Origin of the sequence: Stenoxybacter acetivorans DSM 19021, assembly GCF_000745895.1 — a bacterium.
Lineage (GTDB): Bacteria > Pseudomonadota > Gammaproteobacteria > Burkholderiales > Neisseriaceae > Stenoxybacter > Stenoxybacter acetivorans.
The window spans coordinates 1-24187 of record NZ_JQKE01000043.1; the positions used below are offsets into that span (position 1 = coordinate 1).

Annotated in this window: 20 protein-coding genes and 3 pseudogenes; 12 read left to right on the top strand and 11 right to left on the bottom strand. The window is 46.6% G+C overall.

Annotated features, from left to right (window positions below):
• Window positions 1–242, bottom strand: a pseudogene (locus Q384_RS07020) (IS481 family transposase); the annotation flags it as partial.
• A gap of 351 nt (window positions 243–593) precedes the next feature.
• On the opposite strand from Q384_RS07020, the gene Q384_RS07025 reads away from it, so the two are divergent.
• The 3 genes from Q384_RS07025 (at window position 594) to Q384_RS07035 (ending at window position 4254) form a co-directional block, all read left to right on the top strand.
• The gene (locus Q384_RS07025) at window positions 594–923 is read left to right on the top strand and encodes a zinc ribbon domain-containing protein YjdM (protein ID WP_037586838.1); all 330 of its coding nucleotides are present in this window, start codon (window positions 594–596) and stop codon (window positions 921–923) included.
• On the top strand, window positions 923–2323 hold the full coding sequence (mnmE, locus tag Q384_RS07030; RefSeq protein ID WP_037586840.1) for a tRNA uridine-5-carboxymethylaminomethyl(34) synthesis GTPase MnmE: 1401 nt from the start codon (window positions 923–925) through the stop codon (window positions 2321–2323). Before Q384_RS07025 ends, mnmE begins: the two co-directional genes overlap by 1 nt.
• A gap of 779 nt (window positions 2324–3102) precedes the next feature.
• Window positions 3103–4254, top strand: a complete 1152-nt coding sequence (locus tag Q384_RS07035) for a PilT/PilU family type 4a pilus ATPase (protein ID WP_037586841.1) — start codon at window positions 3103–3105, stop codon at window positions 4252–4254.
• 255 nt (window positions 4255–4509) lie between these two features.
• On the opposite strand, the gene Q384_RS07040 is transcribed toward Q384_RS07035, so the two are convergent.
• The 10 genes from Q384_RS07040 to dnaQ all read right to left on the bottom strand — a co-directional run bounded on the left by Q384_RS07040 (window position 4510) and on the right by dnaQ (window position 14257).
• Complete coding sequence (locus Q384_RS07040) at window positions 4510–4731, bottom strand: type IIL restriction-modification enzyme MmeI (protein ID WP_051940635.1); 222 nt, start codon at window positions 4729–4731, stop codon at window positions 4510–4512.
• 99 nt (window positions 4732–4830) lie between these two features.
• A complete protein-coding gene (ppk2, locus tag Q384_RS07045; RefSeq protein ID WP_037586842.1) occupies window positions 4831–5766 on the bottom strand; it encodes a polyphosphate kinase 2 in 936 nt (311 codons plus the stop codon).
• A gap of 42 nt (window positions 5767–5808) precedes the next feature.
• The gene (gene dapC / locus Q384_RS07050; protein ID WP_037586843.1) at window positions 5809–7002 is read right to left on the bottom strand and encodes a succinyldiaminopimelate transaminase; all 1194 of its coding nucleotides are present in this window, start codon (window positions 7000–7002) and stop codon (window positions 5809–5811) included.
• 107 nt (window positions 7003–7109) lie between these two features.
• Window positions 7110–8279, bottom strand: a complete 1170-nt coding sequence (locus Q384_RS07055; protein ID WP_425423479.1) for an NAD(P)H-dependent flavin oxidoreductase — start codon at window positions 8277–8279, stop codon at window positions 7110–7112.
• A gap of 320 nt (window positions 8280–8599) precedes the next feature.
• A complete protein-coding gene (locus tag Q384_RS07060) occupies window positions 8600–9373 on the bottom strand; it encodes a TatD family hydrolase (RefSeq protein WP_037586847.1) in 774 nt (257 codons plus the stop codon).
• Window positions 9374–9619: 246 nt separating this feature from the next.
• Window positions 9620–11254: a vWA domain-containing protein gene (locus tag Q384_RS07065; protein WP_037586849.1), complete on the bottom strand. Its 1635-nt coding sequence runs from the start codon at window positions 11252–11254 to the stop codon at window positions 9620–9622.
• 209 nt (window positions 11255–11463) lie between these two features.
• A complete protein-coding gene (gene rpiA, locus Q384_RS07070) occupies window positions 11464–12138 on the bottom strand; it encodes a ribose-5-phosphate isomerase RpiA (RefSeq protein WP_037586850.1) in 675 nt (224 codons plus the stop codon).
• A gap of 46 nt (window positions 12139–12184) precedes the next feature.
• A complete protein-coding gene (ispF, locus tag Q384_RS07075) occupies window positions 12185–12664 on the bottom strand; it encodes a 2-C-methyl-D-erythritol 2,4-cyclodiphosphate synthase (RefSeq protein ID WP_037586852.1) in 480 nt (159 codons plus the stop codon).
• A 130-nt stretch (window positions 12665–12794) separates the two neighbouring features.
• A complete protein-coding gene (gene ispD, locus Q384_RS07080) occupies window positions 12795–13496 on the bottom strand; it encodes a 2-C-methyl-D-erythritol 4-phosphate cytidylyltransferase (protein WP_037586855.1) in 702 nt (233 codons plus the stop codon).
• A complete protein-coding gene (gene dnaQ, locus Q384_RS07085) occupies window positions 13493–14257 on the bottom strand; it encodes a DNA polymerase III subunit epsilon (RefSeq protein ID WP_051940640.1) in 765 nt (254 codons plus the stop codon). The genes ispD and dnaQ overlap by 4 nt, the downstream gene beginning before the upstream one ends.
• 308 nt (window positions 14258–14565) lie before the next feature.
• Between dnaQ and Q384_RS07090 the strand changes: the two genes are divergently transcribed.
• The 9 genes and pseudogenes from Q384_RS07090 to Q384_RS14570 form a co-directional block, all read left to right on the top strand.
• Complete coding sequence (locus tag Q384_RS07090; RefSeq protein WP_037586857.1) at window positions 14566–15891, top strand: DEAD/DEAH box helicase; 1326 nt, start codon at window positions 14566–14568, stop codon at window positions 15889–15891.
• Between the two features lie 240 nt (window positions 15892–16131).
• Window positions 16132–16813 (top strand): annotated as a pseudogene (locus Q384_RS07095) (integrase core domain-containing protein).
• A gap of 68 nt (window positions 16814–16881) precedes the next feature.
• Window positions 16882–17805 (top strand): sce7726 family protein, encoded by a 924-nt coding sequence (locus tag Q384_RS07100; protein WP_037586863.1) that lies wholly within the window; start codon window positions 16882–16884, stop codon window positions 17803–17805.
• Window positions 17806–17809: 4 nt separating this feature from the next.
• The gene (locus Q384_RS07105; protein WP_037586865.1) at window positions 17810–18733 is read left to right on the top strand and encodes a sce7725 family protein; all 924 of its coding nucleotides are present in this window, start codon (window positions 17810–17812) and stop codon (window positions 18731–18733) included.
• A gap of 367 nt (window positions 18734–19100) precedes the next feature.
• Window positions 19101–19796 (top strand): RES family NAD+ phosphorylase, encoded by a 696-nt coding sequence (locus tag Q384_RS07115; RefSeq protein WP_156956491.1) that lies wholly within the window; start codon window positions 19101–19103, stop codon window positions 19794–19796.
• 231 nt (window positions 19797–20027) lie between these two features.
• Window positions 20028–21125, top strand: coding sequence for an FUSC family protein (locus Q384_RS07120; protein WP_051940638.1), 1098 nt, complete (start codon window positions 20028–20030; stop codon window positions 21123–21125).
• 1 nt (window position 21126) lies between these two features.
• The gene (locus Q384_RS07125) at window positions 21127–21681 is read left to right on the top strand and encodes a DNA-3-methyladenine glycosylase I (protein ID WP_037586869.1); all 555 of its coding nucleotides are present in this window, start codon (window positions 21127–21129) and stop codon (window positions 21679–21681) included.
• A 442-nt stretch (window positions 21682–22123) separates the two neighbouring features.
• On the top strand, window positions 22124–23854 hold the full coding sequence (locus Q384_RS07130; protein WP_037586870.1) for a ShlB/FhaC/HecB family hemolysin secretion/activation protein: 1731 nt from the start codon (window positions 22124–22126) through the stop codon (window positions 23852–23854).
• Between the two features lie 187 nt (window positions 23855–24041).
• Window positions 24042–24187, top strand: a pseudogene (locus Q384_RS14570) (two-partner secretion domain-containing protein); the annotation flags it as partial.

The window sequence follows — 24187 nt, forward strand, 5'->3', positions numbered from 1 at the left end:
ATGGCTTTTTCTACTTTTGCCAAACGCTTCATGCCGTAACGAACTTGTTTGAAGCGGCGGTTAGTGCTGTTTTTAGGCACGAATACCTGTAACCGCGCTTCTTTCAAGACTTTATAGATGGTGGGTCTGCTGACGCAATAGGTAGCCGCCAAATCAGAAACGCGGATATTTTCTTCTGTATAAAGCCGCCAAATTTCTTGACGCTGATAGGGCAGCAAACGGGTTCTTTTATGAATGTTCATTGCAGTATTTTCCTATAAATACTGTAAACAACGCTGGGATTTCTTACACCATAACCGATATTTTTAATTTTGAGCCAAGGTGATGAAAAAGCTGTATCCACGTATAAAAAATGGTCGTTTGGCTGTATTTTCAGGCAGCCTGTTCAAAGAAAGCGATGGGTGGCAATTACTCATTCAGCTGCTGCCGTAAACAGCCGAAATAATCGATCATCAGCTTGCTGTATGGTCATCACGATGAATATGAATTCTTTGGTATTGAGTTGCTCCAGAACTTGACTGCATTTGGGCAGCGGAAAAACACACCATTTGCCGTTACAATGCTTCCTTTATTTAAATAGCAAAGGAAATCCCATGACTTATCCTGCCTGTCCGCAATGCGCTTCTGATTTAACTTACTACGACGGCGTGCAATTGGTTTGCCCCGAATGCGGGTACGAATGGCAAGAGCAAGCACAGCAAACCGATGCGGTGCATCAAATCAAAGATGCCAACGGCGCGGTTTTAAGCGACGGCGATACCGTTATTTTGATTAAAGACCTGAAAGTGAAAGGCAGCTCACAAGTCATCAAGCAGGGAACAAAAGTCAAAAATATTCGCTTGCAAGACGGCGATCATGACATTGCTTGTAAAATTGACGGTTCTGCCATGAATCTGAAATCTGAATTTGTGAAAAAAGCCTGATGAGTAAACCGCAATCAACCGTATCCGCACAGCCCATTATTGCCGCGATTGCCACTGCACCCGGACGCGGCGGCGTGGGTGTAGTGCGTGTTTCGGGCAGCGGGCTGCTGCCGTTGGCACAAAGCATCAGCGGCGGCAAAACACCGCAGCCGCGCCGCGCTCTTTACACCGATTTCATCGATGAAAACGGAGAAATCATTGACAGCGGGCTAATGCTGTATTTTGCCGCGCCCGCCAGTTTCACCGGTGAAGATGTGCTGGAATTGCAAGGACACGGCGGCATGGTGGTGTTGAATATGTTACTGCAACGCTGCTTGCAATTGGGCGCACGTTTGGCAGAGCCGGGTGAGTTTACCAAACGCGCTTTTCTCAATAATAAGCTGGATTTGGCACAAGCCGAAAGTGTTGCTGATTTGATTGATGCGTCCAGCCAGTCAGCGGCGCGCTTGGCAGTGCGCAGTTTAAAAGGTGTGTTTTCCGACAAAATTCATGCGCTGGTTGATGATTTAATTGGCTTGCGTATGTTGGTGGAAGCCACGCTGGATTTTCCCGAAGAAGAAATTGATTTTCTCAAAGCCGCCGATGCTGAGGGTAAATTGGTGCGGTTGCGGCAGCAATTGACGGCTATTTTTGCCCATGCCGAACAGGGTGCATTATTGCGCGAAGGCATGAATGTGGTGCTGGTGGGTGCGCCTAATGTGGGCAAATCCAGTTTACTCAATGCCTTGGCAGGTGATGAAGTGGCGATTGTTACCGATATTGCCGGCACCACTCGCGACACCGTGCGCGAACTGATTCATCTTGACGGCATTCCCGTTCACATCATTGACACCGCCGGCTTGCGCGATACCGATGATAAAGTCGAAAAAATCGGTATTGAACGCAGTTATCAAGCCGTGCGCGAAGCCGATGTTGCGCTGGTGTTGGTTGATCCGAATGAGGGCATCAACACCAAAACCCAAGCCATTTTAGATGCTTTGCCCGATACATTAAAGAAAATCGAAATTCACAATAAAATTGATTTGCGCGGTGAATCGGCGGCGTATGTTTCACGTGAAACATTTTCAGGCAGCCTGAAATCATTTTCCCAAGCCGATGCACTGATTACCTTGTCTGCAAAAACCGGAGACGGTTTGGATTTATTGAAACAGCAATTGTTGCAGCAAGTCGGTTGGCAAGGTGAAAGCGAAGGCATGTTTCTTGCCCGAACGCGCCACCTCGAAGCCTTAACCATCGCTCAAACCGAATTAAGCAACGCGGCTTTATGCGGTAATCAACAGCTTGAATTGCTGGCAGAACACCTGCGGTTGGCACAATTGGCATTGAATCAAATCACCGGAGAATTCACTGCCGATGATTTGCTGGGGGTGATTTTCAGTCGGTTTTGTATCGGCAAGTGAGACGGCTGCTTGTTTTCAGGCAGCCTGAAGCCTGTATTTTTGAGCAGGGATTTTGTTTGGCTGATGTTGTTAAGAAGCATAGCAAGGGCAAGTTGTTTAGTGATACTGTGCGGTTCATCAAAAGGATAGCAGAATAAACAACGTTACAAGAATTGGTAATTAAACTGCTTTGGCAAATAACCCAATCGCGCCGCAGAATGGCATGGTTGGGTTATTTGTTTGCCTGTATTGACCACGCTTTATGAATTGATTTCTAAAAACTGGGTTCTTTAACAATTTAATCGGGTTGCTCGATCACAGACCAATGATAAGGCAACGCGGGTTGTCAGGACGTTGATGCAGATGCGGCACAGCAAAATACGCTTTAAGGACGGTGAGCATTGAAAGTCGAAGTTGAACCGTTTCATCAATGACCATAATACGATGAAGCCCCATAAACCACTTAACGAAGCAACATCCGATGAGACGTTAGGGAAATATAGCCAAACTGCTTTCTTTTTCATCATGTAGCAATCCGAAACAATCAAGCATTGTATGGTAGAAATCAGAATAAAAAGTCGTATCCATGTGCAAAAAATAGTGGTTTAGCTGTTTTTATTTTGATGAAAAGCGCAAACAATCCTGTTAATTGTTACATTCAATGCTGGGTAAACCATTATTGGATATGGTATGGATATTGCTAAATTCTTGCTATTTACCAACATTTACCAACAATTAGTAACATTTAATACTATTTGTATTGATAACTATTTTCTTTATATATTACAAAGCAGGAAACAATGACCGCCACTTTAAATCTTGAAGAAGCCAAAAAATTTGCCCACTCTTTATTGAGCCATATGGTGAAAAACAAAGGTTCTGACTTGTTTTTAACCGCAGGTTTTCCGCCGGCGATGAAGCTCAACGGCAAACTCACCAAAATCACCGATAAACCGCTCACCGCCGAACAAACCAACGCAATTGCAAATGCTTTGGCGAATCAAAAACAACGCACCGAATTCAGCGAAACCAATGAGTGTAATTTTGCAATTAATTTAGAGGGCATCTCGCGCTTTCGGCTGAACATGATGATTCAGCGCGGTGCGCCGGCTTTGGTGTGCCGTACCATCACCAGCGAAATCCCCAAATTTGAAAACCTGAATTTGCCGCCGGTGTTGCGCGAAGTGATCATGGAAAAACGCGGCTTAATCATTTTTGTGGGCGGTACGGGTTCGGGTAAATCCACTTCAATGGCTTCATTGATTGACTATCGCAATGAAAACAGCTTCGGGCACATCATCACCATTGAAGACCCGATTGAATACGTTCACCCCCACAAAAATTGTATTGTTACCCAACGCGAAGTCGGCGTGGACACGGAAAACTGGTTTGCTGCTTTGAAAAACACCCTGCGCCAAGCCCCCGATGTGATTTTGATCGGTGAAATTCGTGATATTGAAACCATGGAGTACGCGCTGGCGTTTGCCGAAACAGGTCATTTGTGTATTGCCACCTTGCATGCCAACAGTGCCAACCAAGCGATTGACCGAATTATTAACTTTTTCCCCGAAGAGCGGCATCAGCAATTATTCAATGATTTGTCTTTGAATTTAAAAGGTTTTATCGCTCAACGCCTGATCCCCACCAAAGACGGCAAAGGCAGGTCGGCAGCGGTGGAGGTATTGTTGAATTCGCCCACCGTTACCGATTTGGTCAGCAAAGGCGAGGTACATGGTTTGAAAGAAATCATGCAAAAATCCAAAGACCTCGGTATGCAAACTTTTGATCAATCTTTGTTTGACTTGTATGAAGCCGATTTGATTACCTACGAAGAAGCATTGAAAAATGCCGATTCCGAAAACAATCTGCGCTTGGCAATTCAGTTAAACAGCAAAAGAGGACAAAATAACGAAGAAGCCGAAGCAAAATTGAATTCCTTGTCAATTATGTAATGGCTTCATGCCCTTATGACAACAATAAACAGGCTGCCTGAAATATTTCAGGCAGCCTGTTTTTAAAAGCGTTTATATTAAAATCATGGGCAATAGCAACCAAGTTAGGCATTAAAAAGCCTAAAAAGGCATTGCGGCAACGGTTTGTCAGTGCCAAAAAAATCATCACTTTTTGACGCAAAAATGCGGCAGATTATCAAATGCTTTGCGCGGCGAATCGGCGGCTATGTTTCACGTGAAACATTTTCAGGCAGCCTAAACACTTGTTTTTGGCTTTTGTTTGGTTTTTGTTGTCGTTTTTTCTTCCTTGGCTTCTTCTGCCAGCAATTCCTGATACCGTGCAAACAAAGCGGTGATGATTTCGGGTTCGGTCAATTTTGGGGAGAAGCCGTAGGCTTTTAATACCAGCGTGTCCAATTCTTGATGGGCTGTTCTCAAGGCTTTGGGCATCAGCGTATCGTCATACAAATGTGCCAAGCTGGTGGCGGTACTTTGAGTATTCTTCCTATTACACCAACAATATACCAAACAAAAAAGCGAGGAATGCCTCGCTTTTTTGTGTTCTTGTTAATTCACTCAGTCTGCAATCGAATCAAAAGTGTCTTTAAACTGGGTTTGCGGTACGCGGACAATGCGTTCATCGGCTTTGCCGACTGCTTTCTCATCTTTGTCGGGATAATCCAATTGTTGCAGGAAAAAGCGGATACAGTTGATGCGGGCGCGTTTTTTATCGTCGGATTTGATGATGGTCCAAGGTGCGTCGCCGGTGTGGGTGTGGAAAAACATGGTGTTTTTGGCTTCGGTGTAGTCGTCCCAACGGTCCAGTGATTGAATGTCCACAGGGGATAATTTCCAGTGTTTTAAGGGGTCATCGCGGCGGGAGATGAAGCGGCGCAGCTGTTCTTCACGGCTGACTGAAAACCAAAATTTAAATAAGGATATGCCGCTATTAACCAACATGCGTTCCAATTCCGGCGTTTGGCGCATAAACTGTAAATATTCATGCGGTTCACAAAAGCCCATCACCCGTTCGACACCGGCGCGGTTGTACCAAGAGCGGTCAAAAAACACCATTTCTCCGGCAGTGGGTAAATGGCTGATGTAGCGTTGAAAATACCATTGCCCGCGCTCGCTGGCAGAGGGTTTGTCCAAGGCAACCACGCGTGCACCGCGCGGATTGAGGTGTTCCATAAATCGTTTGATTGTACCGCCTTTGCCTGCGGCATCGCGCCCTTCAAACAGGCACACGATTTTTTGCCCGCTTTCTTTTACCCAGCTTTGTACTTTTAATAATTCAATTTGCAGGATTTTTTTCTCTTTTTCATAGACGGCGCGGCGCATACGGGTGCGGTAGGGATAGTTTTCAGGCAAGGGGGCGGAGGAAGAATCTTCACCGCTACGGTTGCCTTGATGCCCCAACACATCGCGTTCAAAGATAGTTAAATTTCCTGCTTTTTTGTCTTCGTCGTTCAACAAAATTTTTTCGTTGGGTTTGATTTGATGCTCGCTCATGAATATTTCCTCCGATGTAGGGTTGAGTAAATTGATTCAATATCAGACAGTTAAATTTTTAGCGCAGCCAACTATTTTGTGTGCAGCGGCAATACATTGCTCTAAAGGTGCAACCAAAGCGATGCGAACATAACCCATACCGGCGTTGCCGTTGGCTGTATCGCGTCCCAAAAAACGACCGGGCAAAACTTGAATGGCTGCTTCTCGCCACAGGGTTTGCGTAAATGCCAAATCATTGCCGCCGGGTACTTTCAGCCAGATATAAAAGGAAGCATCGGGCTGCTGAATTTCAAAAGTTTCTGCAAGTATCGGCAAAATGGCAGCGAATTTTTCACGGTAGAGCCGCCGATTTTCTTCAACATGCTGCTCGTCTTGCCAGGCAGCCATGCTGGCGTATTGTATGGGCAGGCTCATGGCACTGCCGTGATAGGTGCGGTAGAGTAAAAAGGCTTCCAAAAGTTTGGCATCGCCCGCCACAAATCCTGAGCGCAAACCGGGCGCATTAGAACGCTTAGACAGGCTGGTAAACATCACCAATTTGTCAAAACCGCGCCCCAATTGTGCGGCTGCCTGAAGTGCACCCAAGGGCTTTTGGTCAAAATAAATTTCGGAATAGCATTCGTCAGACGCAATAATAAAGCCATATTGGTCTTGCAGGGCAAACAATTCAGCCCATTCTTGTTGATTCATGACTGCGCCGCTGGGATTATTCGGAGAACAAACAAACACCAGCTGCGTTTGCTGCCAATCTGCTTCGCTGATGTCTGCCCAATTGGGCAGAAAACGCGGTGCGTTGCAGTTGGCAAACACCACTCGTGCGCCGGCAAGCAATGCCGCTCCTTCGTAGATTTGATAAAACGGGTTGGGACAAACAACAATCGGTTGTTTGTCAGCAGCGGCATTGATAACGGTTTGTACAAATGAAAATAAAGCTTCGCGGCTGCCCAAAACCGGTAATACTTCGGTTTGTGCATTGACGGTTAAACCGTCATAGCGGCGATGCAGCCATTCGGCGCAAGCCTGTTTTAATTCAGGCAGCCCTGCGGTGGCGGGATAAACCGATAGTTTATCAATGTTGGCTGTCAGTGCATCGGTGATAATTTTGGGCGTGGGGTGTTTCGGCTCACCGATGTGCAGCGGAATGGGTGTTGCACCGTCAGGCGGGGAGATGCCTTCCGTAGCAAGGCGCAAACGGGCAAACGGATAGGCTTGAAGTTGATTGAGGTTGGGATTCATGGGTAGTTTATTGGTAAATAAATAAAAAACAAGCCAAAAAACGGAAACATTCCCGCTTTTTGGCTTGTTGTTTCATGTTGATGAACAAACATCAACATAAATGCGAATCAGGCAGATTTTTTAGCGGGTATTTGTTCACCGGTGAGCAAATAATGCACGGTTTCTTTAACGCTTCGTATGGCATTGCCAAACGGCAACGGATCTTTACCGCGGAAAAATAAGCCTTTGTCGGTTTCACCGCGAAAAGCCGCTGCCAATTTTAAGTCAATACAAAATTGACCGACTTTTTCCAAACCGTCGCGCAAGCCGCAAACCGATAAACAATTAATGCCTTGGGTGCAACGGCGTTGGTCGGCTTTGGCATTGGCTTGTAAAATGGATTCGCGCTTTAAATAGCTGTCGAGGAATTTGGTTTTGATGCCGCGCGCGGGCAAACCCGCTACAGACATAAATTCAACGATTTGTTCAATTTTCGCGCCTGCCAGCGTTTTTTTGAAATTGATGTGGGCATCACTCTCATGAGTTACGGCAAAGGCAGTGCCGATTTGCACGGCAGATGCACCCCAGCTTTTCAGGGCAGTGGTGATTTTTTGAAAGTTTGCCATGCCGCCGGCAACAATCAACGGAATTTTTTCGCGCTCTAAATCCAGTTTTTTAAAGAGTTCAAAAGTTTCTTCCAGCACACGTTTGAATTCAAAGCGTTCATCGTTCACGCCGGCAATGGAAGCCGCACCCAAATGACCGGCAGCGTGTGAGGGGTGTTCGATTACGATGGCATCAGGCAAGCGGTTTTTTTTCATCCAACGTTTTAACACAATATTAATACCGCGTGATTCCGATAAAATAGGAAACAGCGCAACATCGGGGTGATCTTCGGTCATTTCAGGCAAATCAAGCGGCAAGCCTGCGCCCATAACAATGGCGTGTGCACCGGATTCACAGGCTTGGCGCACCAAAGCGGGGTGATCTTTTACCGCTTTCATTACATTCACCGCAATCATGCCTTGCCCTTCGGATTGTTTTAAGGCTGCCTGAATTTCACGGTCTAAAGCGATGCGGTTGAGTATGTCGTATTTTTCTTGAGTGGGATTTTCTTTTGATTGTGCCAATAAATCGGCGTGCAGATGACGCAAATCCACGCTGGCAATAGTACCGATACCGTTTTCCCGCGCCACCGCGCTGGATAAACCTGAAGCTGAAACACCCACGCCCATGCCGCCCTGAACGATGGGAATCAGTTCTTTACCGCGTATGGTTAATGGTGAAAAGTCGTGCATAATTTTCCTTGTGGCTTGAGTGACTTTATACATAATATGGTGCAATGTTGTGCTGTTTTCAATAGCCAGCCCGATATTCATTTCAAATCGTTTAGCTCGAATAAAAAACAGTGAGAATGAGGCAGTCAAAAAAAACAATAAGCACAACCGATACAGTTTATCATTGTACGCCAGAAAACCGCTTGCCAGTCAATGAATTTACAATGTTTTTTGTTTCACAATCAGCGGTGTTTCAACCAAAATACGTAGTTTATTTTTGTTGCCGCAAATGCTTGCGTGTGGATACGGTGATTAAAAATGTTTCACGTGAAACATTCGGCTTATCGGTTTGTTATGACAGATAAAGCATTGCGAGTGCTGACTTCGGCAACGGTTTGCCAGTCAATGCCGCGCAGTTCGGCGATTATTTCCGCAATTTGGCGGGTGTTTTTGGGGTGATTGGGGGCGTGGGGTGTCGGCGGCATATAGGGTGCATCGGTTTCCAATACCATGTCGTCTAAAGGCAATCGGCTTGCCAGCTGCTTCACTTTTTTGGTGTTCGGATTCAGTAATAATGAGCCGATGCCGATTTTGAATCCCAGCTTTATCCATTGATGCGCTTCTTCTGTGCTGCCTGAAAAAGCGTGGACAAAACCGCCGAATGTGAAATTGGTGCGCCGCAAACTTGCCAAACACGCCACACCGCTTTTTACATTGTGAATAACCGCGGCGCGGCGATGTGTTTTCGCCAAATCCAATTGGGTTTCAAAAACGAACTGCTGCTGCCGCTGAGAAATTTCATCGGCGGCACGGTGAAAATCCAAGCCGATTTCACCCACCAAGGCTTGCGGTTGTTGCTGCAAAACTTGGTCTAATCGGTTGAACACATTTTCAGGCAGCCTATCAATAAACCAAGGGTGCAGCCCCAGCGCGATGTAAATGTCGTTTTGATGTGTTGGTTGGGCGGCTAAGGCAATTAAATTTTCCCAATCATCAGTGTCGGCGGCAGCACTCAAAAAATAAGATACGCCGCAGGTGCGTGCTTCAGCCAATATTTCAGGCAGCCGATGAAACAGCGGCGGGTGGGTGAGGTGGCAATGGGTGTCGAATAACATGGGTGTGTATCGCGCTTTTATTGCGTTGGTATTTGTCGTTGCGGGGTTGTTGTGTCCGTTATGCAAATGAACGATTAAATGATTTTGCTGTGGTAAATGATGCGGGTAAGATTCAGTATTTTGCTTGTGCCATAAGGCTAAGGCTATGATGAACAGATGTCTTTTAAATCAATTGACGCACCGCCGTGTGTTTTGCCAAAATGGCTGATTGCATTTTCGGCGCGTGCGTCAAAATTGACATTGGGTTTATTCGGCTTTTTTTGCACTCAAACTTTCGGCAATTTTTGCCAATTCGATAAATTCGGCGCGCAAGCCGTATTCATCGGGTTTGTCGGCTTGTTGTGCCAAGCGAATAATTTGCTGCCAATTCATTTTGCCGTTGTATTGTCCGCCGCGCAGTGCTTGACCATAAGCGGCAACCGCAACGGCGAAACGGGTGTTGCTGTCGGCTTTTGCCAAAGGTTTGCTGCTGGCGGGAACGGGGCGGCTGATGAGTTTGCTGCTGCTTTGCCCCGGCAGTTTGTAGCGCAGGTTCACATAAGCGTATTCTTCGGCATTGCCTTTGGCAGACGCTGTGGGCTGGTAGCGCGATTCATTCAGCCAGCCCGATACGCCCGCGGGAATGATTTCATATAAGGCGGTTACGCTGTGTCCTGCGCCGATGTCGCCGGCATCAACGTTGTCGTTGTTAAAGTCTTCGTTTTTCAATAAGCGGTTTTCGTAGCCGACAAGACGGTATTCTTTGACTGCGGCAGGGTTGAATTCCACTTGGATTTTGACGTCTTGGGCAACGGTTGCCAAGGTGGACGACAATTGACGCTGCAATACTTTTTTGGCTTCATTGTCGTTGTCAATATAGCTGTAATTGCCGTCGCCCGCGTCTGCCAATTGTTCCATTAAGCGTTCATTGTAATTGCCTGTGCCGAAGCCCAAAGTGGTGAGCGATATGCCGGCTTTGCGTTTTTCGGCAACGGTGCTTTTGAGGGTGTCAAAATCGGTGATGCCCACGTTAAAGTCGCCGTCGGTGGCAAGCAGAATGCGGTTGATGCCGTCTTTGATGTAGGCTTTTTGCGCTTCGCGGTATGCCATTTGAATGGCTTGTTCGCCGGCGGTTGAACCGCGCGCCTGTAAACCATTGATGGCTTGCAAAATGGTTTGTTTGAGGCTGCCTGAAGTGGGCGGCAGCACCAATTGTTCACCGTCGGCGTAGGTAATCAGCGTTACTTTGTCTTGCGCGCGCAATTGTTCGGTAAGCAAGCGCAGGGTTTTCTTCACCAGCGGCAGTTTATCAGGTGAATTCATGCTGCCGGATACGTCCACCAAAAAAACCAGATTGGCACTCGGTAATTGTGCGGCGGCGATGTCTTTGGCTTGAATGCCGATTTTGATGAGCTTGGCATTGGGCTGCCACGGCGAATCAACGGTTTCGGTGTGTACGGCAAAAGGTGCGTTGCCGGCGGGTAGGGCATAGTGGTAGTCAAAATAATTGACAAGTTCTTCCACGCGTACGGCGTTGTCAGGCGGCAGTGTGCCGTTATTCAAAAATCGGCGCACATTGGCATAGCCGCCGGTATCGACGTCAATGCTGAATGTGGAAATCGGATTTTGTGCCACCGCATGAACGGGATTGGTGACGATATCGCCGTATTGTTCGGTGTTCTGTATCGGGGTGGTTTTGTCGGATTCTTGTGCGCTGACTAATTTTCCCGTGAATGCTACTCCAAGCATTTCTCTGCCTTTGAAATCGATGCGTGAGACGGCAGGTTCTCCCTGCGCCGACTCAGGCAGGGGGTACTGTCTGCTGCCACATGCCGTCAGCATCAGAACGACTGATGCGCTGATTACTGATGCGCCGATTAAGGAATAATTCCGTGTTTTCATGGTGGTTTTCTCCGAATGGGTTAGGGCTGCCTGAAATCAGTTTGTTTAAGCGTAAAAAGCATTCTGGCTTTTCAGTACAAACACAATGTGCCAGTTTTAAGTGCATAACTGCGTTTCATCGCAATAACAGGTTGCTTGAACAACCAATCGGATCGGTTTTCAGGCAGCCAGTATCAGTTACCAAAATAAAACAACTTGTGCACCGAGGATTAAATGGTTACGTTCGGGCGTATGGTTTTCACGCCGTCTGCACATGCCAGCAACAGTAAATCCGCAGGACGGGCGGCGAATAAGCCATTGTCCACCACGCCCGCCATCGCGTTAATTGCGATTTCCATTTTCACGGGTTCATAGATACTCAAGCCGTGGACGTCCACAATTTCATTGCCGTTGTCGCTGGTAAAACCCAAGCGCAGCGTCGGCTCGCCGCCCAGTTTCAGCAATTGGCGCGACACCAAAGAGCGGGCGTGTCCGATGACTTCCACCGGCACAGGAAATCGCCCCAGTTTCGCAACATATTTGCTTTCGTCAGCAATGCAGATAAATTGATTGGCAGCAGCGGCAACGATTTTTTCATTGACCAAAGCCCCGCCCGCGCCTTTAATCATTTGCAAAGAGTGGTTAATTTCATCGGCACTGTCAATATACACCGCAACGCCGTGCACTTGGTTTAAATTGATTTCGGGTATTTGGTACTGCGCCAGTAATGCGCTGGTTTGTTTGGAAGAAGACACCGCGCCGCGAATGTCTTTGCCGCTTTTTGCCAAGGCTTCGATAAAAAATGCCACGGTTGAACCGGTGCCGATACCGATGTATTCGTTTTCCGGTATCCATTCCACGGCTTTTTCTGCTGCCATGCGTTTGAGTTCGTCTTGTGTTGCCATGTGATTTCCTTTTTGCGTTGATGTCAATGATGTTGTTTACAGAAAACTACAGCCGCCGCAATAATACAATTGCTTGTGCTTCAATGGCTTCCTGCCGCCCTAAATAGCCCAGCTCTTCATTGGTTTTGCCTTTGATGTTTACCGCATTTTCAGGCAGCCCCAAATCAGCGGCAATATTGCCGCGCATGGCATCAATATACCCGCGCAGTCTGGGTTTTTGCGCAATAATAGTGCTGTCCACATTGACTGCGCACCAGCCGTTTTCTTGCACCGCCGCATAAGCGCGTTTTAATAAGTCGCGGCTGTTTGCGTTTTTGTGTTCGGCATCGGTGTCGGGAAAAAGTTTGCCGATGTCGCCCAAAGCGGCTGCACCCAGTAAAGCATCGGTAATGGCGTGCAACAAGGCATCGGCATCGGAATGTCCCAATAAACCTTTGTCGAACGGAATGGTTACACCGCCCAAAATTAAAGGACGTCCTTCAACCAAGCGGTGAACGTCGTAGCCTTGTCCGATGCGTATTGTCATGTGGTGTGTTTCCGTGGTTGTTGGCGCATTTTACACTTAAACCGTTGTTGCTGAAGCATTGTTTATTGCGGTTAATGGCAATGCCGCGGCAAATGAGGATATGGATTGGGCGGCTGTTTTTTGGGCTTGATTAAAACGGTAATCGTAAAAACAATTCTGCCAAAACAGCATCTTGAGCTTGTGTGAGTTTGATGTTGCGCACGTCGCCCAACACCAGCAAGGGTGACAAACCCAAAGCCTCAATTGCCGATGATTCGTCTGTAATGGTTTCTAAATTCGCCGCCGCCAATGCTTGATGCAGCATCGCAGTGCGAAACATTTGCGGCGTTTGCGCTTGCCACAGCCGCGCTCTGCTGACAGTGTCGGCAACACAGTCTGCCCCATTGTCGCGCTTTAAAGTATCCGATACCGGAATGGCAAGCAAACCGCCGACCGAATGGTTTACCGCAGTATCCAGCAAACGCGTTAATGCCGCATTCGGCAAACAGCAGCGGGCGGCATCGTGCACCAACAGCCAGTCATCATCGTTCAGTAAGCCCTGTTGCTTTGCCGCACAAATGCCCTGATAAACGGTGTGCGCCCGTGTTTCACCGCCGCAGCGCAGAATATGCAGTTTTTCAGGCAGCCTGTTCGGCGGATAAACGGTATCTATATAAGCATCGTTTGCCGACACAATGATTAATACCGTATCCAAGCGTTCACATGCCAAGAGCTTATCTGCCGTATGCCGCAGCACGGGTTTATCCAAAATCGGCATGTATTGCTTGGGCAGATTGGCGCCAAACCGTGCACCCACACCTGCGGCGGGAATCAGGGCAGCACAGCGGTTCATGCGTCGGCTTCTTTTCGGTTGGCAGACTGCCGCCACAAACACGGTTCACCCAATGCGTTCAGATAGGCTTCGTGTTGGTGCAGCTCAGCATCACCGGCTGCCTGAATAATCAAAGGGTGGGGCAAGGGTTGGCGGTTGTGCAGTGTAGCGGTTTGTGTCTGGTTGTTTTCTGCCAATCCGTCAACCAAGCTGAATTGACTGCGGGTGAGTGCCAAATACACTTCGCTTAATAATTCACAGTCAATCAACGCGCCGTGAAAAATACGGCGGCTTCGGTCAATACTCAGGCGGGTACACAGTGCGTCCAGCGAATTTTTCTGCCCAGGATACCGCGTCTTTGCCATTTTGAGCGTATCAATGATGCCGCCGGCAATGGTTTCGGTTGCCGGTAAACCCATGCGGGCGAATTCCATGTTCAAAAAGCCGACGTCAAACGGGGCATTGTGAATAATCAATTCGGCATCTTTAATAAAATCGGCAATTTGTTTGCCGGCTTCAGCAAATACAGGTGCTTTTTTTTCAGCCAAAAAATCCAAAGAGATGCCGTGTATGGCAATTGCCTCTTCTTCAATGTCGCGCTCGGGGTGGATATACAGATGCAGGCTGTTGCCGGTAAGCCTGCGGTCAATCATTTCCAAACCGGCAAACTCGATTAAACGGTCACCGCCTGCGGCGCGCAAGCCCGTGGTTTCTGTGTCCAGAATGATTTGTCTCATGATGACGGTAAACCGATAAATGAAGTAAACAGAAGCCAATATCATATAGCAGAGTATGCCGAAACGCCACGCAATACGCTGCCGTTTGACCTTTTGTGTTGAAAGCCCGTATAATACTCCGTTCATTGAAGCCATCGTCTTCAGCCTTCAGCGGTTTTGTTGTTCAGCAGCCGCCCGTTTGCGCGAATTGCGCGTCGTTTAGCTGGTTGTCGCCGATGTTTAACCCAAGCAGCATCGCTTGCGACAGCCCGGCCGTAGCATTCCTTAATTAAATCGTCCGTTTTTGCTTCAGGCTACCTGAATATTATATTTTTCAGGCAGCCATAGGTTTGTCGTTTACTTTTAGGATAGACATGTCTTTATCATTTACCGATTTACATTTGGATCAACCGCTTACCGACGCACTGCTCAGCGCGGGCTACGACAGCCCCACGCCCGTACAGCTTGAAGCCATACCCGCTGCTTTGAGCGGGCAGGATTTAATGGTGTCGGCGCAAACGGGTTCGGGTAAAACCGCTGCCTTTTTATTGCCTGCCCTGCAAAAAATGCTGCAACGCAGTGAGAAACCCGGCAAAGGTCCGCGTTTATTGGTATTAACGCCCACGCGCGAATTGGCACAGCAAGTGGAAAAACAAGCGCAGGTGTACGGTAAAAATATGCCGTGGCTGCGCACGGTTACGCTGGTGGGCGGCACGTCTTTTGGTCAGCAAATCCGTGCTTTGAGCCGTCCGATTGATGTGATTGTTGCGACACCCGGCCGTTTAATGGATCACATGCGCCAAGATCGCATTGATTTTTCGCGTTTGGACGTATTGGTGCTGGACGAAGCCGATCGCATGCTGGACATGGGTTTTATTGAAGACATTGAAACCATTGTTGCCGCCATTCCCGAAAGCCGCCAAACCCTGCTGTTTTCTGCCACTTGGGACGGTATCGTCGGCAAATTGGCGAAACGCCTCACGCGTCAGGCGCAGCAAATTGACATTGCCCGCGTTGCCGAACAAGGCAAAATTGATGAGCAATTGCTGTATTGCGACGACATGCGCCACAAAAACCGCTTGCTTGACCACATTTTGCGCGATGCCAACATCGACCAATGCGTGATTTTTACCTCCACCAAAGTGATGAGCGAACAGCTGGCTGATGAATTGTATGAAAAAGGCTTTTCTGCCAATTGTCTGCACGGCGATATGCCGCAAGGCTGGCGCAACCGCACATTAATGGATTTGCGCAAAGGACGGATTAAGATTCTGGTGGCAACCGATGTGGCGGCGCGCGGCATTGATGTTCCCACCATCACCCACGTTATCAATTACGACTTGCCCAAACAAGCCGAAGATTATGTGCATCGCATTGGCAGAACAGGCAGAGCGGGCAGACACGGTTTGGCATTAACATTCGCTGAAGTGAATGAATACGTCAAAATCCACAAAATTGAGCGTTATCTGAATCGGAAATTGCCTGAAATGGCAATAGAAGGCATGGAGCCGACTCGCAAACGTTCTTCTGCGAAACCCGCACCAAAAGGCAGACGCGGCGGCAATTTCAGCGGACAAGGAAAAAGCGGTAACTGGTCGAGTGATCGTCCGCGCCGCCACGGCAATGAAAACGGCGGACAAGCCAAACGCAGCGGCGGACATCATCAAGGTCAACGCAAACCGGCACATGCTTCACGTTAAACGTTTTGTTTTGCGGTGCACCAAAATCAATCAAAATCGAACCGTTCACCAATCTTTATGGTTGGGAACGCGTTCGATTTTGTGCTGTATTGGTAAATTTTTTTTTGGAAACTGCTTGTATTCTTCGTGTGCGCGTAGTGAGGTAAAAAACATCTTGGACTTGTAGAAACAGAACGCGCCAAAGACCGCAGCTGTAAAAATTCCCAGCGTTGTTTACAGTATTTATAGGAAAATACTGTAATGAACATTCATAAAAGAACCCGTTTACTGCCCTATCAGCGTCAAGAAATTTGGCGGCTTTATACAGAAGAAAATGTCCGCGTTTCTGATTTGGCGGCTACCTATTGCGTCAGCAGACCCACCATCTATAAAGTCTTGAAAGAAGCTCGTTTACAGGTATTCGTGCCTAAAAACAGCACTAATCGCCGCTTCAAACAAGTTCGTTACGGCATAAAGTGTTTGGCAAAAGTAGAAAAAGCCATTCAAGACAAGCTCAAAGCGCAGGCGCAGCGGTACAATAAAACTTATCCCGGTGAAATGTTGCATGTGGATACCAAACGCTTGCCTGCATTGGCAGGTCAAACACAAGCAGAACGCCGTGAGTATTTGTTTGTGGGAATTGACGATTTTTCACGTGAGTTGTACGCGGGTATTTATCCTGATAAAAGCCAATTCAGTGCAGCAGATTTTTTAAAGAACAATGTCCTTATCAGATTGATTGCGTATACTCGGATAACGGGACAGAATACAAGGGAACGTTGGAACACGCTTTCAGGACAGTGAGCATCGAAAGCTGGAGCTAAATCGCTTCATCAACTACTACAATACGGTGAAGCCCCATAAATCACTTAACGGAGCAACACCATACGAGGTACTAGAGAAGTATTTTTATTTTGATGAAAAGTGTAAACAACGCGGGTAATTCTTACAACTGATGTAGCGCGTGTGAATAACACACGGAAAAATCTATGAGAAAGGAGCATTTGTATTATGGCGGACAACAGTAGAGCAATAAACCGTGTTTTTACTCGCGGCGTTATAGGTGATTTGCTCCAAAACGGTACTAACGAAGTGTTTGATTATGTTGTTCAGCGATATGTCAACGACCCGGAGCATAAGACGCACGGCGAGATTATAAGCGAAATTTATGCGCATCTCGGAAAAGAACATCGCAACGAGTATTACTATATGAATACCTTGCTTAACAAACTTCTTATAGGTATTCACAGCGTAAACACTACGACTGCCCTTTCACAAGTGCGGATTGGCTGCCATATAGCCGATTTTGTGATGATTAACGGTGAGGGGCGAGTATATGAGATAAAGTCCGACCTTGATAACTTTGGCAGGCTTCACGACCAGTTAAGTGATTATTTCAAGGCGTTCAGCAATGTGTCCGTTTTGACTACAATCCACGAGTTTGAACGTGTGGAGCGTATACTTGCCGAACAGGGAGATATGGGCGAGTCCGTGGGGATTTATGTTGTTAATGACAATAACGTTCGGTTTAACCTCAAAGACCGCAGATACCCGCGCCAATTTGACGATTATCTTGACCATAGCTGCATAAAAGAGCGCAGAGCCCCGCGCCAATTTGACGGTTATCTTGACCATAGCTGCATATTCAAACTATTGCGAAAGCGCGAGTATGAAAACGTAATACTGCAACAGTTTGAAGGACTACCGCAAGTCGCGCCTGTATTCCATTTCAAGGCGTGTTTAGAAAAGTTTCAGCAAATACCGATTAAAACGGCTCAGGATTTAGCATTTAAGGAACTAAAGAAGCGAAACAAGATTTCTAAGACCGCTTTTGAGAGTATACAACCTGAATTGAAGTCAACCGTTTACTTTTCGGGATTGACGCGCAGACTTCCGGACTTAGAGCAATTACTAAAAACGAACTACAGGAGGTAGCACGATGTATTTTCCGTATTTCAGAGGCAGACAGTATGAACTACTTGCGCTGAAAGAATTAGCGCAAGGTGAACTACTTAGCAAATCAGTTATCCCTGTGGTTGAACCGATAAAGTTAAGTTCCACATTCACCACGACGATTAAGGTTTTCAACGAGAAGAGCTTGCAGTTAGCACTCATTCTAAATCCTGCTGTCGGTGAGTTATCAGGCGATTCAAGCGTAGCTCCGCTTTTTGATGCCGTATCCAGTTATATTGTCCCTGCCGTTATACTCGGAAAAGAAACATCGGAGACACTTCACCAACTTGACAGTAAAGGGATATTGAAAAGCAGAGCGGTGGCCGTGCTGACGAACCGCGACTATCTTGATACCTATAAAACCCTGTGGGCAGATGTTCCGCCAAAATTTACACTGTTCCCGGACGACAGACAGCTTCGCCGCACCGTCACTCAGAACAAGGTTTTGTTTGAAGATAAATTTAACAAACAGGAAAAAAACGCTGATTATCGTAAGCAAGAGGACGAGTTTTTCTCGGAAGACCACCTCTACTTTCGCGAAGAAAGGTATGTCGGATTTGGCGACTACTCAATAATCGGAAACGAGTATGTTGAGGGTGGATTTGCTCCGTATGCCGTGGCGATTCATATTGTGTATTTTGATGCCGATGATAATCTTCGTATCCGACACTTCACATCTGATTCAAACGAGGACATCTCGGACGTTGCAGGTAAGTTTCAAGAAGCTGTAATAAAGCTCGCAAGATGGTATAGCGACGGCCAGCGTAGACAACTAACAGCGGCGTTGAATACTTTGCTTTCTCACGCTAAAAACGGATATTATCCCGGACTTCCGACAATCAAAAAGTTATCGATTATGCACCATTTGGAACTGATGGGCAGATACCTTGACGGAGGTATGGAAAAATGAACTGTTGTGTCGAGTGTTTCAACGATACTCATATCAGAAACACCATTGAGCAGCGAGGCACAATAGGCAACTGCGACTTCTGTTCATCAAAGGGTGTTCCCGTATATGATATAGCCGCCAGTCCAAACCCGTTAGCTGATATGATAATCAGTTTGGTTCAGTCATATTCTGTGTCGGACGCTGCCGATGCGAAGTTATTAAAAACCGCGCTTCACGATGACTGGAATATTTTTACCGCCGGAGGGGAAACAGTTCAGGCACTAACGATGAAATTGTGTTCTTCTGCTTACCGCGCTGATGCGGATATTTTTCTGAAAAGGTCATTATCCCGCAACTCAATGACGAAGATTTTCTCCGGGAGTTTGGAGTGGTCAGAGGGGCGAGCTGGAGCAAGTTTTCTGATTCAATAAAAAATGAAAATCGCTTTCATAGCGGAATGTTCAATGCTGATGTTTTCGCGTCGTTTTTATCAATAGTCGCAAAAAATTATCCCGCAGGTTCTAAAATGTTCAGAGCGCGAATAGCTCCAAGCAAAAGCGGTTTTCCGACTTCTGGAATGAGTATCCCGCCGAAAAGTTTCAGAAGCGCAGGTCGTGTCAACCCGGAAGGTATAGGTATACTCTACTTATCGTCAGACGATAAAACTGTTTTGAATGAGGTTAGGGCAAACACATTTGACTATGTGTGTATTGGAGAATTTCAATCAAAACGAGATATAATGGTCGTAAATCTATCCGGCTTATCAAGCACCAGTCCGTTTTTGTATGATGGTGAGCTTGAAAAATACGCTGCGAACCGAAAAGTGTTTCAGGAAATAGCGATCGAACTTGCTAGACCTTTAAGGCGAAGCGATAGTCCGTTAGAATATCTGCCCACACAGTATATCTCTGAATTTATTAAAAATCAAAAACGTTATGATGGGATAGAGTATGCCAGTACACTTCGTGATGGCGGCTATAATCTCGCACTGTTCGATGAAGAACTTTTTGAGTGTGTAAACGTATATACTACCGAGGTTACGGGAATAGAATACAAAACGCGGCAAGAAAATTTACAATCCTAATGTGTTTTGCTTGCCGGTATTGAAACGGACTGTTTTACAGTCCGTTTCCCCTGCTTGCGGAAATGAGATTTCGAAATATTCGTCAAGTGACAATAACAGCAATTTCAATTGTAGGCTGCCGCATAAAAAAATCGCTGAAATTCTTTATAAAGGGTTTCAGCGATTTTTTGATTGTGATACAAACAAACATATTCTTGAAATATCATTCAATCAATTAAAAACGAGCGAAACATGCAATCTTGGTGGGTATTGCTGCAACAGCAGTGGCACGATTTTTGGCAAATAAATGTCAGCGAACGGCGGTGGGAACTGCCGTTCGCTGCGGCATTGGCATCAGGCTTGCCGTTATTTATTGGTGCCTATTTCGGGCATTTGGAATATGGCTTGGTGTCCAGCTTGGGTGGCATGACATTTTTATATTTGCCGCAAACCGCGCTGGCGCACCGCATGGTGTTTATTTTGTGTGCGGCGATGTGTATGAGCGTGAGTTTTTTATTCGGTTTGGCAGTCAGTCATTTTCCGGCGGTTATGGTGTTAATGATTACCTTGCTGACCATTGTTTTGACCATGTTGTGCCGTTATGTGCAAGTACCGCCGCCGGGAACGGTGTTTTTCTTAATGGCGGCGATGATTGGTGCGTACATGCCCGTGGATATTATCGATATTCCGTATCAAGTCGGTTTGTTGTTTATGGGTGCGCTGCTCGCCTGTGTGGTGGGATTCTTTTACAGCCTTTATTTGGGGTGGCGCGATGTGCCGGCCAAAGCCATTCCGGCAGCAGAAGCCGATATGCGGCTGGTACTGGTGGATTCACTTATCATCGGCGTGTTTGTGGGTGCATCTTTGCTGCTGGCGCAATTGTGGCAAATGGAACGTCCGTATTGGGTGCCGGTGAGCTGTGCGGCGGTGATTCAAGGGATCAATTTTCGGGCGGTGTGGCGTAAGCAGCTGCACCGCATCATCGGCACGGCTGCGGGTATGGTTTTGGCGTGGCTTTTATTGTCGCAATCGTGGAATATTTGGGCTTTGTGTGCGGTGATGATGCTTTTGAATATGTTGATTGAAACGCTGGTGGTGCGTCATTATGCGCTGGCGGTGGTATTTATTACGCCATTAACTATTTTTTTAGCAGAAGCCGCGGGCGATTTCAGCGCGGTAAATAACATTATTCAAGCACGGTTGTGGGACACGGTGTTGGGCAGTGTTATGGGTGCATTGGGCGGTTATTGTCTGCATAAACTCAGTTTACGCGATTGGTTGGCGCAAAGATTATCATCGCTGTGGCCATTAAGAAATTTTAAATCAGAAACTTTAAGGTCAGTGAAATAACATGAATTACTGTGAATTTGCACATGCTTTGCCGCCGGATACCGACAATCCCAATAAACATTATCACGATGATTGCTATGGTTTTCCCGTTGATGACGATAACGCCTTATTTGAGCGGCTGGTGCTGGAAATCAATCAGGCGGGATTGAGTTGGACATTAATGCTGAAAAAACAAGCGGCGTTTCAGGCAGCCTATGCGGGTTTCAATATTGCACAGGTGGCAGCGTTTAACGACACCGAAAAACAGAGGTTACTCAACGACGCAGGCATCGTGCGCAACCGTTTAAAAATCAGTGCTGCCATATACAATGCCCAACAAATCATGCTGTTGCAGCAACAGCACGGTTCATTTAAAAACTGGCTCGACACCCACCATCCGCAGCTGTTAGCCGCGTGGATAAAATTATTCAAGCAGCATTTTCGTTTTGTCGGCGGTGAAATTGTGAACGAGTTTTTAATGAGTACCGGCTACTTGAAAGGGGCACATAACGAAGCGTGCCCAACCTACGCCAAAGTCTTGGCGGCACAGCCTGCGTGGGCAGCGAATACGGATTAAAATAGCGGCTGCCAAAAATGGTTGTGCTGTTTCTCGCAGCCAGTAAGGCTACCTGAAATTTAAATTTGAAATCAAACCATACCAAGCCATAACAGTGTTTTCTCCTTTCATCATACAGCTATAGCTGGAGCACTATGTTTTTAAAAACGCTATAAGTACTGACAAATATTTTGAGTAAAAGCCGTATTTATGTCCCAAAAAATAGTTGTTCAAGCACATATGAACATGAAATAATGTAAAGAGTCGTTTAATATTTTTTGGAATGATTTATTCATTTGAAGTAGATTTTGAGGGATTTCTTGCTGATGAGAGTCCGCACCTACGATTCTAAAATAAGGACAAAAATAAGGACGAACAGCAAAAAAAGTGTTAAAATATGCCAAAAAAATAGTTTTAATAGATTAAAAAGCTTTATAAAGCAATTAAATTACCCAGATGCTGTATGTTTTTATTTTCACCACGTAGCCGTTTACTGCTATTTATTACATTATTGTTATCTATGCCCGTTTGGGCAGCTGGTGATGCGGAGTTGATTCGGCAACAACAGCGTGAACAGCAATGGCAAAGTCAACATTTGCCCGAAATTGACGTTTATTTAGACGATCTTGATACACCTGTCACATCAAGCACTTTGCCGCTGCACGAAAGTCCATGTGCCGTTATTCGGCAGATTCAAGTAAGCGGTGTTGATGTTGATTTTTTTCGTTTGCTTTTGCCCAAACTCATCAAACAAACGGGTTTTCAGCCCGAAATGTGTTTGGGAGGCAAGGGTATTCAAATTTTGCAAACCGCCGCTCAAAATTTGCTGATTGAAGCAGGCTTTGTTACCTCGCAAGCGGTTATTGCACCGCAAGATTTGGCTTCAGGCAGCCTAACCATTGAGATACAAGCAGGTTATTTGGCGAAGATTGATTTTCCCGGTAACAGCCGCTTTAATCCTTTAGCCAAGCCGTTTCCGAGTCAATCAGGAGCGATTTTGAATTTACGCGATGTTGAGCAAGGTTTAGAGAATTTGCGTCGTTTGCCAACCGTATCTGCCGACCTTAATATCCAAGCCGCCGAACAAGAAAATGCCAGTGATATTGTGGTCAATTGGCAGCAGGATTTTCCGTTGCGTCTGCAAATAGGCGCAGACGATTCAGGCAGCCGCACCACTGGCAAATATCAAGGCAATGCTACACTGTTTTGGGATAATCCCTTGCATTTAAGCGACCTGCTTTATGTGTCTTACAACCATGATTTGGGGCACAAATCCAGTTATACCGATAGCGAAGGCATAAAAACACAAAGCGGCACACGCGGACACAGCCTGCATTACTCGCTGCCATTCGGTTATTGGTTACTGAGTTTTAATTACAGCCGTTATCGCTACCACGAAGCCACCGAAGGTTATACCCTCAACTACGACTACAACGGTAGCAGCAGCAATATCGGCATCGCCCTTGCTCGGGTGCTGTCGCGCAGTTCATCATATAAAACCACTGCTGCCGTGAAACTGTGGCAGCAGCGCACAAAAAAATACTTAGACGATATCGAAATTGAAGTACAGCGGCGGCAAACGGCCGGCTGGGCAATTGATTTGAACCACAGAATGCAATGGAGGCAATGGAACATGAGTGGCGGCGTTGCATTCAAACGCGGCACAGGCATGGCAAACAGCCAAAAAGCTCCAGAAGAATACAACGATGATAATGATGTTATCAGCGGTACATCGCGCATGAAGATTATTAACGCACATTTGTATCTGTCTGCACCGTTTAACATCGGCACACAGCGTTTTTCTTTTGACAGCAGCTGGCAGGCTCAATGGAATAAAACCCCGCTCACTCCGCCTGATAAATTTTCTATTGGCGGCCGTTATACCGTGCGCGGTTTTAACGGCGACAACAGTTTAATAGGCGAGCGCGGCTGGTTTGTTCAAAACAACCTCAACCAATATTTTTTGCCGACACATCAACTGTATTTGGGATTGGATTTTGGGCATGTAGCAGGCATCAGTGCTCAGCACAGGCCAAGCCAACAACTTACCGGTGCCGTATTGGGAATTAAAGGCACGCATAAACTGGGCGGCATCTTCAGCTACGACCTATTTGCAGGCAAGCCCTTAAGCCAGCCCAAGAATTTTCAAGTAGCCAAAAGCAGCTATGGATTCAGCGTGAATTATGAATTTTGAAATATCGGAGTAAATCCAATTGACATAAAAAACAGCAAAAGCAACTTTTAATAAAAATACTTCTAATGATTACTGACAGAAAAGGAAAAACATGTTCCCGAAATCCGCCCCCTCTCTCCGCGCACAACTTTCAGCAGGCTCCCCCGTATTATCCGCACTGTTTATATTACTGTGTGCCATAGGCAATGCCACCGCCCAAGTCATCGCCGACAAATCCGCCCCCGTCAACAACCGCCCAACCATATTAAAAACCCAAAACGGCGCACCTTTAGTCAATATCCAAACCCCGAATAACAAAGGTTTAAGCCACAATCGTTATACCGAATTCAATAT